General features: G+C 57.1%; 12 protein-coding genes. 5 read left to right on the top strand and 7 right to left on the bottom strand.

Annotated features, from left to right (window positions below; genetic code table 11):
- Window positions 1-16 precede the first annotated feature (16 nt).
- A complete protein-coding gene (locus MJQ68_RS07810) occupies window positions 17-958 on the top strand; it encodes a carbohydrate kinase family protein (RefSeq protein ID WP_238750473.1) in 942 nt (313 codons plus the stop codon).
- A gap of 36 nt (window positions 959-994) precedes the next feature.
- Window positions 995-1,501 (top strand): ribosome maturation factor RimM, encoded by a 507-nt coding sequence (locus tag MJQ68_RS07805; RefSeq protein ID WP_238750472.1) that lies wholly within the window; start codon window positions 995-997, stop codon window positions 1,499-1,501.
- On the opposite strand, the gene MJQ68_RS07800 is transcribed toward MJQ68_RS07805, so the two are convergent.
- The 6 genes from MJQ68_RS07800 to MJQ68_RS07775 all read right to left on the bottom strand — a co-directional run bounded on the left by MJQ68_RS07800 (window position 1,498) and on the right by MJQ68_RS07775 (window position 9,451).
- On the bottom strand, window positions 1,498-2,499 hold the full coding sequence (locus tag MJQ68_RS07800) for a T9SS type A sorting domain-containing protein (RefSeq protein ID WP_238750471.1): 1,002 nt from the start codon (window positions 2,497-2,499) through the stop codon (window positions 1,498-1,500). The genes MJQ68_RS07805 and MJQ68_RS07800 overlap by 4 nt on opposite strands.
- Before the next feature lie 84 nt (window positions 2,500-2,583).
- A complete protein-coding gene (locus MJQ68_RS07795) occupies window positions 2,584-3,174 on the bottom strand; it encodes a riboflavin synthase (RefSeq protein ID WP_238750470.1) in 591 nt (196 codons plus the stop codon).
- A 31-nt stretch (window positions 3,175-3,205) separates the two neighbouring features.
- Window positions 3,206-5,737, bottom strand: a complete 2,532-nt coding sequence (locus tag MJQ68_RS07790) for a glycoside hydrolase family 31 protein (protein ID WP_238750469.1) — start codon at window positions 5,735-5,737, stop codon at window positions 3,206-3,208.
- A gap of 31 nt (window positions 5,738-5,768) precedes the next feature.
- On the bottom strand, window positions 5,769-6,770 hold the full coding sequence (locus tag MJQ68_RS07785; RefSeq protein ID WP_238750468.1) for a DUF547 domain-containing protein: 1,002 nt from the start codon (window positions 6,768-6,770) through the stop codon (window positions 5,769-5,771).
- A gap of 1,051 nt (window positions 6,771-7,821) precedes the next feature.
- Window positions 7,822-8,325 carry a thioredoxin family protein gene (locus tag MJQ68_RS07780; protein WP_238750467.1) on the bottom strand — a complete coding sequence of 168 codons (504 nt, stop codon included), beginning with the start codon at window positions 8,323-8,325 and terminating at the stop codon, window positions 7,822-7,824.
- 58 nt (window positions 8,326-8,383) lie between these two features.
- Window positions 8,384-9,451, bottom strand: coding sequence for a PorP/SprF family type IX secretion system membrane protein (locus MJQ68_RS07775; protein ID WP_238750466.1), 1,068 nt, complete (start codon window positions 9,449-9,451; stop codon window positions 8,384-8,386).
- 61 nt (window positions 9,452-9,512) lie between these two features.
- Between MJQ68_RS07775 and MJQ68_RS07770 the strand changes: the two genes are divergently transcribed.
- The 3 genes from MJQ68_RS07770 to MJQ68_RS07760 all read left to right on the top strand — a co-directional run bounded on the left by MJQ68_RS07770 (window position 9,513) and on the right by MJQ68_RS07760 (window position 13,417).
- Window positions 9,513-10,376 (top strand): C40 family peptidase, encoded by an 864-nt coding sequence (locus MJQ68_RS07770; protein ID WP_238750465.1) that lies wholly within the window; start codon window positions 9,513-9,515, stop codon window positions 10,374-10,376.
- Between the two features lie 75 nt (window positions 10,377-10,451).
- Window positions 10,452-12,650: a bifunctional alpha,alpha-trehalose-phosphate synthase (UDP-forming)/trehalose-phosphatase gene (locus MJQ68_RS07765; protein ID WP_238750464.1), complete on the top strand. Its 2,199-nt coding sequence runs from the start codon at window positions 10,452-10,454 to the stop codon at window positions 12,648-12,650.
- Window positions 12,647-13,417, top strand: coding sequence for an SDR family NAD(P)-dependent oxidoreductase (locus tag MJQ68_RS07760; protein ID WP_238750463.1), 771 nt, complete (start codon window positions 12,647-12,649; stop codon window positions 13,415-13,417). Before MJQ68_RS07765 ends, MJQ68_RS07760 begins: the two co-directional genes overlap by 4 nt.
- Here MJQ68_RS07760 and MJQ68_RS07755 read toward each other — a convergent pair.
- Complete coding sequence (locus MJQ68_RS07755; RefSeq protein WP_238750462.1) at window positions 13,414-14,052, bottom strand: hypothetical protein; 639 nt, start codon at window positions 14,050-14,052, stop codon at window positions 13,414-13,416. The two genes, MJQ68_RS07760 and MJQ68_RS07755, sit on opposite strands and share 4 nt — an antisense overlap.
- Between the last annotated feature and the right edge of the window lie 14 nt (window positions 14,053-14,066).

The following is a 14,066-nucleotide window of genomic DNA, read 5'->3' as shown; positions in this document are numbered from 1 at the left end:
TTGCTAACTTTGGGCAATGCAAGTCCCCGAGATCATCTGTACCGGCGAAGTACTCGTCGACCTTATCAGTACCGAGTACAGCGAAGACTTTCGCAGCGCCGCTACCTACCAGCGCCTCCCCGGGGGCAGCCCGGCCAATCTGGCCATGAACCTGGGGCAGCTTGGCTGCAGCGTCGGCCTGGTAGCCACCGTAGGTAACGACGATACCGGCGCCCTGCTACGGGATGAATTGCGGGAGCGAAACGTCGACATACAACATCTCAGTGGGGCCGCCGAACCTACCACGCTGATCCTGGTGACCAAAAGCAAAGCCGTCAGCAATTTCGAAGCCTATCGGGGCGCTGATGCGGAAATCACCATCAAGCAATTCCCGGACGCCTACCTGCAGAACTGTAAGATCTTCCACACTACGGCCTTCGCACTGAGCCGCGACCCCGCCCGCACGTCAATCCTGGAGGCGGCGGCCCGCGCGGTAGCCGCCGGTGCCCGGCTCAGTATCGATGTCAATTACGCCAGTAAGATCTGGCCCGATCGGCTGGGTGCGATGTGGGTCATCAATAGCTACCTGAGTCTCGGTGCGGATAGCGACAAAAAGAGCCTGGTCAAGTGCAGCGATGTAGATTTCGTGCGCCTGTTCGACGAGACACTGGACGACAAGGAGGACGCCGCCGAACGCCTCCTCGACCTCGGGGCAGGGGTAGTATGCCTGACCCTCGGAGCGGAGGGCTGCTACGTAGTCAGCGAGGCAGGGAGCTTCAGTCTGCCCGTCCGGCCGGTCGATGTACAAGACACCACGGGAGCGGGGGATGCCTTCTGGTCCGGCTTTCTGGCCGCCCACGTGGCCGGCGAAGACTGGCCCACCTGCGCACGTGCGGGCCGGGCGGTGGCTGAAAAGAAGCTGACCACCGTCGGTCCACTCCGGGAAGCGCTCAGCCTCGAGGCGCTACTCGTTGACTAATCATTGCACCGGCGTGCGCGCAAAACTGAAGAACGGATGGAACTGGTAGAGATAGGCCGTACGGGTAGGCCACACGGCATCAAGGGAGAACTGGGATTGCAAGTAGAGGAAGTCTACCTGGACGATCTGCTGCGGGCCAAGGCGGTGCTCATCGGCGACCCAGCCATACCGTATTTCGTTAAGAACTACCGGGAGGGGGGCAAGCTCACGGTGCTGCTGGATACCTTCACTACCCGCGAGCAGGTCAGTCTGCTATCCGGCAAACCCTTGTGGCTACCGCAGCATCAGGTCACTGCCGAAGTGGACGAACTGGTCACCCCCTGGGACGCCCTACTGGGCTACCGGATCGAAGCCGAGGGCTACCCCCTATTAGGACCCATCGAAGACATCATGGACCTGCCGCAGCACTACCTGGCCGAGGTGCCCTACGAGGGCAAGACGCTGTACATTCCACTGCACGAAAACCTGGTCGTCGCGGTGCGAGAGGACGATGAGGTCGTGGTCATGAACCTGCCGGATGGCCTGCTGGAGCTGGCCGGCTAGCGCTTGATCACTTTGCCGGACTGGCGGCCTTGGGGCCCGTCGATGTTGTAGAGGTATACTCCGGGGGGTAGATCAGCTAGCGACCAGTCGAAGCGCACCGATCCACTGCGTGGCGCAAAGGGTCGGGACCGCAGTGTCCGCCCCTGTAAATCAGATAGCGATGCGCGATATTGCCCGGTACCAGCTACCGTGAAGGCGATGGTAAACCGGTCGGTTGTAGGATTTGGTGACACCGTAGCTTGATAATTTGCCAGGGCTGGACGGGTAGCCACGGTGACTTCTTGGTCCACTACCGCGAGCATAAATAGTTCCAGGTCTGCCCCAATGTTCTCGTAAGAGGCTATGGTAAGCTGTCCACCGGTACCCGGTAGGTACAAAAACGCGTTGCGTCCGTCACCACAGCTATCGAGGGTACTGTAGATACCTACGTCCCCACCCGTAGTCGCCTCGTAAATATCTGATAGATCGATCCAGACCCAGAACGAGTCGCGGCTCACTACGACAGGCTCAGGAAAGGGGAATCGCGTAAAGCGGATGCCAGACGTATCCGCGACCAGCAGATCGCTGACGGGTACTTCCATACTAACGCCGAGAAGGCTACCCAGGGTACTGTCCGCCGAGATGTCATTGTAGATGCGCGCAGTGATCGTACGCGTGGGGTCTAATATGGAGTCGATGGTGGAAAAAGCGACGCCTACCTCGTTGATCTGAAAGGCGCTATCGGTTTCGTAGATGAACCGCTGGATGTTAGCCTCCACCAGAAAGTCATTGGTGCCGGTGAAGTAGCCGGGGGTATCGTTAAGTAGGTACGTCACCGCTTCGTTGGCGCAGTCCAGGGTTTCGATACTCACGGGTAGGATCGTCTCCGGCACGGCCTTGTTGGTCAGCAGTGCAGTGGGCCTGACCGATTGCCGGTACATGGGGTGGGCGAGGTCCGGCTGCTGTGCGATGCCGGCGAATGAGAGTAGGCAAAGTAAACTGAGTAGCGCTTGTTTCATGTCCATCTATTACGTGTTCTTTACATGTTGAAAGGTACACTAATGTTGTGGATCCCCCTAAGGCGAGCATTCTATTGCTAGATCTTAGGGCTTGGTGTATGCTGCAAGCTGCCGCGCGATGTACTTGCCAATGATGTCGAACTCCAGGTTCACCTCACTCCCGGACCGCAATTCCTTGAAGTTGGTGTGCGCATGCGTGTAGGGTATGATGGCTACTTTGAAGGTGTCGTCGGTGGGTTCTACTACCGTCAGACTCACGCCATTGACGCATACACTACCCTTATCGACCAGTAGGTCATCCGTGCCGTAGCGAAAGGTATAGTACCAGCTGCCGCCGCTTTCTTCGACGTGGAGGCACTCGCCCACGGTGTCTACATGGCCCTGCACGATGTGGCCGTCTAAACGTGCGCCGGCCTGCATGGCGCGTTCCAGGTTCACGATACCTCCGACCTCCCAGTCGCCCAGGCGGGTCCGGTTCAGGGTTTCCTGAATGGCGGTCACCGTATGGGTATCCTTAGTGCATGCGACCACGGTAAGGCAGACACCGTCATGAGCCAGGCTCTGATCTACCTTCAGCTCACCGCTAATGGGGCTTTGCACGGTAAAGTGCACGTTGGCGTGCTCGCGCCTGACGTTCGTGATGGTGCCTGCGGCCTCGATAATTCCTGTAAACATAGTGGGGGAGGGGTTTGCCGCCGGCGATAGCCTACTCGATGGTTACGGTCCGGAAGTTAAAGGGCACAACAACCGAAGCCGTACGTTGGTCGAACTGCAGCGCGTGGGGGAGCAGCTCACCGTCCACGGTCACCTTGCCCGGCGCGTGGGTCAGGCCGACCAGACGGATATTAGCCTGGGTGAAGGACGCATTGAACTGACCGTCTACCACCTGCGATAGCGTGATCTGTTGTCCGCTCCGTTCCACCCGGTAGCTTCGCGTGGAGTGCTGACCGATCTGGTATCCGTAGCCCTCCCCGGCATCCCAGTACAGGGTGCCTTCCCCGCGATCGGCCAGGAATAGCGACAGGTGCAGGGTATCCAATCGTTGTAGGGCAGCGGTGTGCTGTACGGCCTCTACGGTGGGCAGTACGGCACCCGCGCGTACGAAGATCGGTAGCCGGTCCGCCTTGACCCGAGCGCGAAGCTTTTGCTGGCCGGCATGTAGTTTGCCCGTCCAGAAGTCATACCACTCCCCCCGGGGCAGGTAGATGTTCATCGTCTTTATACCTGGCTTGATGACCGGACAGACCAGCAGGTCATTACCGGCCAGAAATTGGTCGCCGTACTCGCGGCACCTGGGATCGTGCTGGTCGTAGAAAAATAGATTGCGTAGCACGGGAGTGCCAGTAGCGATGTGGTGGTGAAAGGCCGTGTACAGATAGGGTAGCAACTGGTAGCGCATCTCGATGGCCAGCCGGTTGCGCCGCGTGTGCTCGCCGCCGTGCACCCAGGGTTCCTGATCCTGCCGGTTCTCCCGCTCTGCCTTCTTGACCTCTTCGTTTTCCGTCTCGGCCGCTCCGTCCGTATTGTTGCCCATACTGTGCACCCGCATCAGCGGATGGAACACTGCCAACTGGAGCCAGCGGGTCAACAGTTCGGGCGAAGGATCGTCCACAAACCCACCGATGTCACTGCCCACGAAGCTGTAGCCGCTGATGGCCAGGCGTAGGGACTGGCTGTTAGCCAGCGCCAAATGCTCCCAACTCGCTACGTTATCACCCGTCCATAGCGAAGCGTAACGCTGTCCGCCGCTGAAGTTGGCGCGCGCCAGCAGGAAGGGGCGCTTGGCCGGTTGCAGTGCCTTGAGTCCGTCATGGGTAGCACGCGTCATCTGCATGCCGTAGATGTTGTGGGCCTTCTTATGGTCGCCGCCGTGGCCGTCGAAATCGTGGCGCACGTCCAGCGGAAAGGTCAGCGAGTTGACCTTGAACATCGCCGGCTCGTTCATGTCGTTCCAGAAGCCGCTTACGCCCTGCTCGACGTACAGCTCGTGGTATAGCTGCCCCCACCAGTCGCGTACGTCGGGGTCGGTGTAGTCAGGCCAGACGCACTCCGAAGGCCACACCGGACCGATCATCTGCTCGCCGGTACTGCGGCGACAGAAGGCATCCTGTTTAATACCATCCGTGTACACGGGGTAGTCCTCATCAACGCGGATGCCCGGATCGATCATGACCACCGTATGGAAGCCATCATCGCGTAGCTCCGAGATCATCTGCTTGGGATCGGGGAAGTAGTCCTTATTCCAGGTAAAGCAACGGTAGCCGTCCATGTAGTCGATATCCAGGTAGATGGCGTCGCAGGGGATATTTTTGTCCCGGAAGGTGGCGGCTAACTCCTTAACGCGGCTTTCCGGGTAGTAACTCCAACGGCACTGGTGGTAGCCCAGCGCCCAGAGGGGCGGAAGCTCGGGTAGGCCCGTCAGCTGAGCATACCGCTGCGCCACTTGATCCAGTGCCGGACCGTTGATAAAGTAGTAGTCGAACTCACCACCTTCGGTCCAGACCGTAGCCAGATCATCGCGGTTGCTGTTAAAATCGAAGTGGCTGCGGTAGCTATTGTCCACGAACACCCCGTAGGCGCTGCCATCGCGCAGTCCGTAAAAGAAGGGGATGGCCCGGTACAGCGCGTCCCGCTCCCGTCCGTAGGCGAACGAATCACTGCACCAGTTATCCAGGCATCTGCCATTGAGGTCCGTGTCCCAGGCCTTATCACCGAGTCCAAAAAAGCCTTCCTCGCGATCTGTCTTAAACTGCAAGCGCATCTGGTCCAGGCCCCGTAGCAGGGTAGTGCGGGCGTAGAACGGGGCAGCATATTCGTGCAGCAGTTGACCGCTATCCCGCGCCGTAATACTTACGCTGCTATCCACCGTGCGTACGCGAAGTTCCAGATTAGCCGTCGTAAGTATACTGTGGGTGTCCGTCTGTTCGAACTCTATCGACGCAGCCTGTATGCGCGCCTGTGGATCCCGGGCGTAGCTGAAGTCATCGACCTGCCCGCCAAAGGTGTAAAAAAAGCGGATCACATCGTCGCTCCATACTTCGATCCGTAGTCCGAGTTTGCCGGCACTTGCCAGCACGAAGGTCTGCGTACCCTCCCGTTCGACGCTCGTGACACGTCCCGGCTGGTGATCGTAGTAGACGTCTTCGTAGCGAAGGGTATTGACTGTTTTGGATTCATTCACTAACCCCGCCTCGGCAGCGTAGGGCAGCTGGGGCTGTACCTTCTTCATCTTAGTCATGGCGCAAGGTAAATACCCCCGGCCCGATGCACTAGTTGTTCAGGCTCCAATCGTAGTCCAGAAAGGTGATCTCCTTACTTGCGGGGATCTCCGTCGCCAGGTACTTATTTAAATAGTCTTTGACGTTCCCAAAGTCCTCCGCGTACCAGTCGAACAGTGGGGAGACGCGCACCACAGCCTCCTGCGTCACATTGCGCTCTTCGTCACGGATGAATGCACGGGTGCGGCGCTCCAGTAGCTGCTCCAAGTTTTCAGCCGTGAAGGCCTGGTTCGGCAGGGGCGGACAACTTTTCGCCGCACATACCAGCGCAAAGTGGATACGGGGCTCCTTAAAGGTAGGGCGCACGATATCGTGTTCGATCTGGTTCAGGCTGTAGGTTTTTCCCGCCAGTTTGATCCAGCGCTGGTCCCAGGGTTTTTCGATATCACGGATGCTGGCCGGGATGTCATTGTCCAGGATCAGCTTTATCGTGTAGGCATTATAGGCATTGATCCAGTAAGCTAGCGCTTCCTGGCGGCTCCAGTTTGGCCCGGGTGTCTCTCGAGCCAGCGTACCAAGGTAGTCGTCCAGCTTGGGCTCATCCTGCTGGAACCCCTGGTAGTCTACCCGTCCGCTAGCCGCAACGTGTTGCTGCAGCAGGTCGTTCCAGGCGCTATGGTTCGGTGCATTACTGGCCGGTCGGGCGGCCGGGACCGCGGGTGCAGCAGGGGGCGCGGGCGCGGGTGCGGGTGCGGTGTTAGTCGGGGCGGGAGGTGCAACGGGCTTCGGGGTAGCGGGTTTCGCGCGGGCTACTTCGATCTGTGCTTCCTTCACGGATGGTTCTGCAGTGGCTATTCCCGGATTCTGTTCCAGCGTGTACTCGATCTGGTCAGAGGCGACGGTATCGGTAGCTATGGGTTGACCATTGACGGTCGGCGCCGTGGCAACCGCCGCGCTGGTAGTTGCGGGTGGTCCGTCCGCACAGCGGCAGAGTGACAAGCTGAGAGAAAGGACCAGCAGGAGGTGGAGGGAAGAAGTGAGCTGCGTATACATAGCCCTACAAACGCGAAAACCGGGTCACTGGGTTCTCAGTCCATAAAAAGACCCACACCGTGAAGTGTGGGTCCAAATAAAGCTTTCTAACTACCATAATAACAAAACGTTACGGCGCCTATCGCCGTTAAAAAACTATCTTCAGTGGATCGCCGTATAAAGCGGTCGATCACCGCAACCAAAAGGGGGGCATATAGCGTGGAATAGTGGAATAAATTTCTTTGATGTGCTGCGCATCTGTAGGGAAAACGTAGCGTAGGGTAGCAGCCGACCCCATTTACGTGGGGTGCCGAACGATAAATAAAAAGGCCCCCACACAGTGGTGGAGGCCGAAATATTACACTTTCTAACTACCGTAATAATTTGTTGCGACCGGGTGGTCCGGTCCGTAGGATGGGTGCAGCCGACTGAACGGAGGTAGCGCTTCGGCATGCGGGGTGGGGGAGTAGGTTTATGAGAGAGAGACAATACTGACGGTCAGCGTATATACTCGCGCCGTGCTACAAAGGTAACGCACCGCGTCAGGCGGCACACACCCCACGAACGTGGGGACCAGACACAAAAAAGACCCACACGTTGCACCGTGTGGGTCTAGGTAAGTCTTTAAGTCTATTGTCTGAGAAACTAGTTAACTGGGACGAACAGCGTCCAAAACAAACACTTCGAAAGAGGCGTGAGATAAAAATCCGCACTCCCGAAAAAAAGGTTTATAAATGAGAGACACAAACATCGACCAAGAACATTTCCTTGCCGTCGATAATACAAATGTAGTGCAGTGAAGCGTGGGGTACACCCCACAGGTGTGGGGTATGAGAAGTTTCTTAACGGGTAGATTTTCGAACCATTTATGCCTGATAATCGCTAAGGTGTCCCAAAATGCAGTTAATCACCCGAAACTGGCCCCCTTCTGTGGTGTAAGAGACAACAACCGAGGGAACAATCGCTCAATTTTATAATTTTGTTAACAAATTCTAGGGGAATTTTATCGCGTTGAGCCGTTCAAACACACATTTAGCGCAGGTGGGCAGACTTTATGCTACATTCCAACTCGCTACTTACTCAGTTGGTCCATATAGTCCTGATAGCTCATCGATTCCCAGTGCTTTTCCTGCACGTAGCGCAGCTCATGGATGTACCGCTCGGCGGGTTTAAAACCAGGGCTGATGGTGATCCGGTTGCGGTTTTCGTCCAGATACACTACACTTGGGTAGCTCATGCGACCGTCAAGTAGTGCCACGGCCAGGGCGTGGACCCCGCGCCGCCCGGCGGTAGGGTCGTAGCTGAAGGTGTGTCCGTCGTAAATAATGTCTTCGGTCTGTTCCGCATCGAGCTTTACAGCGTAGAAGTGTTCGCTGATAAAGCTGGCTATTTTCTTGTCCGCAAAGACTTTCTTATCCATCTGCTTACACCAGCCGCACCAGTCGGTATAGACGTCGACCAGGACGGGTTTGGGATCACTAGCATGACGGGTCATGGCTTCCTCCCAGCTCAGCCACTCGACTTGCGCCGAGAGCGGTAGGGAAAACAGGAACAGTAGGGATAGCAAAACTTTCATCAGGTGGAGGTTGACTACCTATTAAATACATAGGTAACGCCTTTAGTATCTGCCTAGATTAAAACTTGGGGCAGGGGACGGCCTCATCCTCCTCACTCTGACCGGTGTAGGTAACACTGAATTCTAATCCCCCACGGAACTGCCGGCTGCGTTCCGCCGGACTTAGGCTCACATCGTAGCTCAGCCCGAAGACAAATGCACTGACCTCGAAGCCTATAAGCCCCGTAAGACTTTCCGGGCCAAAACCATCCTGATTTTTGACCGCACGCGCCCACCCCCCCAGGTGCACGGCGCTGCTAGCTGCGTCACTGGTCAGTAGCCGGACCGTAGAACCCAGCAGTAGCATGGCGTGTGGGCCCTGCTGTGTATAGTACAGACGGGGAGACCACTCGGTATTCTGATTGGTAGGAATACGAAAATTGAGGTAGGTACTATACCGACGGTAGAGCGTGTTGGTGACCTGTACATCTTCCTCGGCGGTGAGCGCGGCATAGAAGCTTTGCTCCGGTGTAGTGAGGTGGTGCACGGCTAGCCCCACCAGATAACCGATCTCCCGACGCGTAGGGGAGCGGCTGTAGTTAAGACCAAGTTGGTAGTCCCCGAATGCTACGCTGTTCTCCGGAAGAATCTCGCGGGTCGACCGGGGCACGAAGGTCGTCAGACCGTCAAACTCATCCTCAAAGCTTAGGTCGCCGTAGCCTAGGCTGCGCTGGACTACGCCTGCCTGTCCGCCGATGCTCAGCACCTTTTCTCCACGCGCGTCCAGGGTTTTATGGAAGGCAGCCGAGAGCATGGCCTGATTGCTGGCGAATCCTACTTCCGGCATGCGATCGTTGAGGAAATAGATGCCCCCACCGAAGGCATCGCTGCCCCGTTGTTTAGGCTTAAGGGCATAGTGAAAATCGGCCGCGAAGGCAGAGGTACTATAGGGTGTCTGGAGCACCTGCCCCCACTGGCTGCGGTGATTGATCGCTACCCGGTACCGGCCGGGGAAGAGCCCGGTGAGTGCCGGGTTCAGCGTAGAAGGAGAACTGAAGAACTGCGCGAAGTACGCGTCCTGCGCCCGCAGCGAAACGGACGGTAGCAGGCAGGACGTCAGCACAGCGGCTAGGACAAAACGATACATGACCTAAAGGTAGTACAACTTCCCCCTCCGGTACCGTCGGTAGTACGTGTATCTTGCCGCCATGCCCCCTAGTAGTCTTGCGATCGGTAAGTACACGGCAGCGGCCATCCGCTCGCAGCCCCGCGATGACGCGCCCCTGCGTAGTCAGTTGCTACTCGGCGAACCGGTCCGGTTGCTTATGCAGCAGGATCACCACGCCACGGTACAGCGCGCTGAGGACGGACTGGAAGGCTACGTACGCCTCGATCAGTTGCAGACCGTACCGGAGCAGATCTGGCAACAACAGTGCGACGCGCCGGCTTTCGCGCTCGAGTTGTTCCAGGCTATGCTGTGTAGTTCCTATGGCCTGCCCGTTACCTTCGGGGCCCGCTTGCCGGAATACGATGGATTGCAGTCGCTACACCTACAGCAGCGTTTCGTCTATTCCGGTCAGGTACTACGTGCGGAGGCCGTAGATGCAAGTGGTGATCTGTTGATCCGGCTGGCACGCCGCTGGCTGTATGCACCGCAACTGGTCGGTGGACGTACCCCTACTGGCATCGACGGCCCGGGACTGATACAGTTACTGTACCGCATGCTAGGTATAGTACTACCATATACCGTAGGCGGCATGCTATCCGGGGGCCGTTCGGTAGATTTCGTAGAACAGTGTCAGGAGGGCGATTTAGCCTTCTTCGATACGGGGCAGGGGAAGGTGTGCCATTTGGGCCTGATCCTGCCCCACAGTCAGGTACTCCACGTACACGGTTACGTGCGGCTGGATGGCCTGGATCACTTCGGCATATTCGATTACGGCTGCCGGCAGTATACACATCGCTTACGGCTCGTAAAACGTTGGCTACCCGACCGGCAAGCCTCTGAGATTGCGCTGACGGAGGACCGGTCGGCGGTGCTGCCGGATGCCCGACAAATGGCTATTTTTTAGGTATCTTCCCCACAATCGCCCCACTGGATGAGGGCAACCTACTCCCGCCCTACCTGACACACTACACTGAACTGCATGTCCCGACTAGTTATCATATCAAACCGACTTCCCATTACCGTCAATCGCAGTGATGGTGAACTGCACTATCATCCCAGCGCAGGTGGACTGGCTACGGGCCTGAACTCTCTGGACGATAGCTACAACAAGATCTGGATCGGCTGGCCCGGCCAGGACATTGCCAATGAGTGGGAACGCGAAGCCATTAAGAACGACCTGATTAAGCGCAGTCTGGTACCCGTCTTTCTCACCGAGCGCGAGATCGATCTGTACTACGAGGGCTTCAGCAATAAGACGGTCTGGCCCCACTTCCACTACTTTACCGAGTACACCGTGTACAACGACGAGATGTGGGCGGCCTACCAGGAAGTGAACTTCAAATTCTTTCAGGCCGTCGAAGAGCACCTCAGGGAAGACGACATGGTGTGGGTGCATGACTACCAGCTCATGCTACTACCGGCGCTAATCCGGGCCAAGTTTCCCAAGATCAGTATCGGCTTCTTCCTGCATATCCCGTTTCCAAGCTACGAGGTGTTCCGTATCCTGCCGTGGCGGAAGGAGATTCTCGATGGTATTCTGGGGGCCGATCAGGTGGGCTTCCACACCTTTGGGTATATGCGTCACTTTCTCTCCGCCGCCTACCGGATCACGGGCTACGAGCACGAGTTTGGCCGCCTGACCATCGACGACCGGCAGGTCAACGTAGATGTATTCCCCATGGGCATCGATTACGATAAGTATGCGGATCCTGACGTAGATGCCGAGAGCGATCGGGCCAGCGGTGAAATACGTAGACTGCACGCCAGTAGAAAAATTATACTGAGTGTAGACCGGCTCGATTACACCAAGGGGATTCCCCACCGGATCCGAGCCTTTGGTGAGTTCATCCGCTACAACCCGGAGTACATCGGCAAGGTCAATCTGATCATGATCGTCGTACCCAGCCGTTCTGGCGTGGACCAGTACCAGAGTCTGAAGGCGGAAGTCGACGTCCTGGTCAGTCAGGTGAACAGCGAGTACAGTACGTTCGACTGGATGCCCATCCACTACTACTACCGTTCGGTCAACTTCGCCGCACTCACCACCCTGTATCGGGAGGCGGACATTGCCCTCATCACACCGCTACGCGACGGTATGAACCTGGTAGCCAAAGAGTACATTGCGGCCAAGGAAGATTCTAAGCGCGGCGTGCTTATCCTGAGCGAAATGGCCGGTGCGGTCTACGAACTGAACGACGGAGCCATCACCGTTAACCCCCAGAGTAGTCGCGAGATCCAGCAGGCGTTAGTCGAAGCCCTGGAAATGCCGCTAGACGAGCAAAAACAGCGACTGGAAGTCATGCAGGAAAGTCTACGCAAGTACGACGTAAAGCACTGGGCGGCTACCTTCATCAAAGAACAGCAAAAACTACAACAGAAGAACAAGATGCATAACACGACGCACCTCAGTGGTGAAGCACTCGATGCCGTGACGGACAGCTACGAGCAGGCCGATAAGCGGCTCCTATTCATCGACTACGATGGAACGCTGATGGACTTCGATCCCGACCCTCAGGCTGTAAGCCCCGACGATGAAGTGCTCGACGTGTTAGCCGCACTCGCCAAAGATTCCCGCAACACGGTGGTCATCAACAGCGGACGCGATAAAACGACGCTACAAAAGTGGCTCGGTCACCTGCCCGTCCAGATGGCTGCCGAGCACGGCGTGTGGATGAAGGAGGGAGGAGTCTGGTCGCTCAATCCCAATGTGGTAGACGGGTGGAAGCCAAAGGTCAACGAACTACTCGAGAACCTGGTAAGTCGCACACCCGGCTCCTTCATCGAAGAGAAGGACTATAGCCTGGCCTGGCATTACCGAAACATAGACCGCGACCTGGGCAATAAGCGGGTGCGGGAGTTTCGCGATATGCTTACCTACCTCATTCAGAATCAGGACCTTCAGGTACTTGAGGGACATAAGGTCGTCGAAATAAAGAACGCCGGTGTAAATAAAGGAAAGGCTACCCAGTACTTCGTCGGCAAGACCAAGTGGGACTTCGTACTCGGAATTGGAGATGACAGCACCGATGAGGACATCTTCCGCGCGCTGCCCGACTGGGGAGTGAGCGTGAAGGTTGGCTCCGGGCGCACCGCAGCTCGCTATAGTCTACATGGTGTGGCCGAAGTTAGAAAGATGTTTACCCGCTTGGCACACGCTACCCAAAAAGCTGAATCATGAACAATATTGGACTAGTCACCGGTGCCAGTTCCGGCATCGGCCGCGCGCTTGCCCACGAGCACGCCCGCCGGGGCCGAGATCTCATTTTGGTAGCCCGCGGGGAAGACGAACTAAACACGCTCGCCGAATCGCTACGACAAAAATTTAGCGTAGACGTACTGGTGATGGCCAAGGACCTCACCGAGACTGCCTCGCGTCAAGAACTGTTTGAGGCCGTGGAGGCCGATGGATTAACCGTCGAATACCTGTTCAATAATGCCGGTTTCGGCGGGGCGGGTCAGTTCGTCGAGCAGGAGTGGTCGCTCCTGAGCGGTATGATGGAGCTGAACATGCGGGCCGTTGCCGAACTGATGCATCTGTTTTTGCCGGGTATGGTAGCGCGCGGTAAGGGAAAAGTGCTGAACACCTCGAGTACCGCCGGCTTCATGCCAGGCCCCATGCAGGCGGTATACTTTGCCACCAAGGCGTTCGTCAACTCGCTGAGTAAGGGGGTCGCCTCCGAACTACAGGGTAGTGGCGTGACCGTGACGGCCTTGTGCCCGGGTGCCGTTGATACTGGATTTGCCGACACGGCCGGCCTGAGTGACTCCAAGTTGTTCGAAAGTGCAGCTACCCCACAGGCGACCGCCGCCCAGGGCTACACCGCCATGGAAGCCGGCCGCCTGGAGGTGATCACCGAAATAGGCCTCGCGGTAGCGATCAAGGGATTTATTCCCTTCGTGCCCGAGCGGCTCGCGATGGCAGCGATCAAAAAAATTCAGAGCTAGGTTGTCGCTGGGTCTATACGTAAACAAAGCAGCCCCAGCCGGTAATGATATGCCAGCCAGCTGATTACACCCATAAACTTAAAGCCATCTTCGAAGAGGAAGGGATCCACTAGCGGTACGCCCACTACATCGTCCAGGACCGACAACGCGAAACAAGCCAGCGTAACCAGCAAGAGCAGATACGGGGTGTGCTCCAGTACGCCGCGGTATAGCCACCAGCAGCCCGCTGATAGTCCGGCATAGGTCAGGTAGAACACCTCCTCCGGGATACCGACGGTCTTAGCCAGCCCCTCGTGCAGCATCAGGACGTCGTCCAGACCCATCAACAGTGCAAATGCGCCGAGGTAGATCAGCAGATCGCTAGATGGGCTAACGCGTCCGAGCCGCTTGGAGACCGTACCTGCAAAGAGTGCTATACTGCTGGTCCCCGCCCAGCACATAGCGGTAAGTTGGGACAGGTAACCAGTATACCAGGGCAGGCTAGAGATAGCCAGTGGATCACGGGTGAAGGTGCCGGCAGATAAGTCATTGACCTCAGCAATCAGAAAGGTACCTCCTACGGCAAGAGCGCAAAATGCAGCTACACCTAGTACCCAGATGTAGGTGCGTCTGGAAGGTAATTCGATTGGTTTCATAAATATACTGCGGG

The sequence above is a fragment of the Neolewinella maritima genome (assembly GCF_923081025.1).
GTDB classification, from domain to species: Bacteria; Bacteroidota; Bacteroidia; order Chitinophagales; family Saprospiraceae; genus Neolewinella; species Neolewinella maritima.
This window is presented reverse-complemented; position numbering and strand designations above follow the sequence as displayed.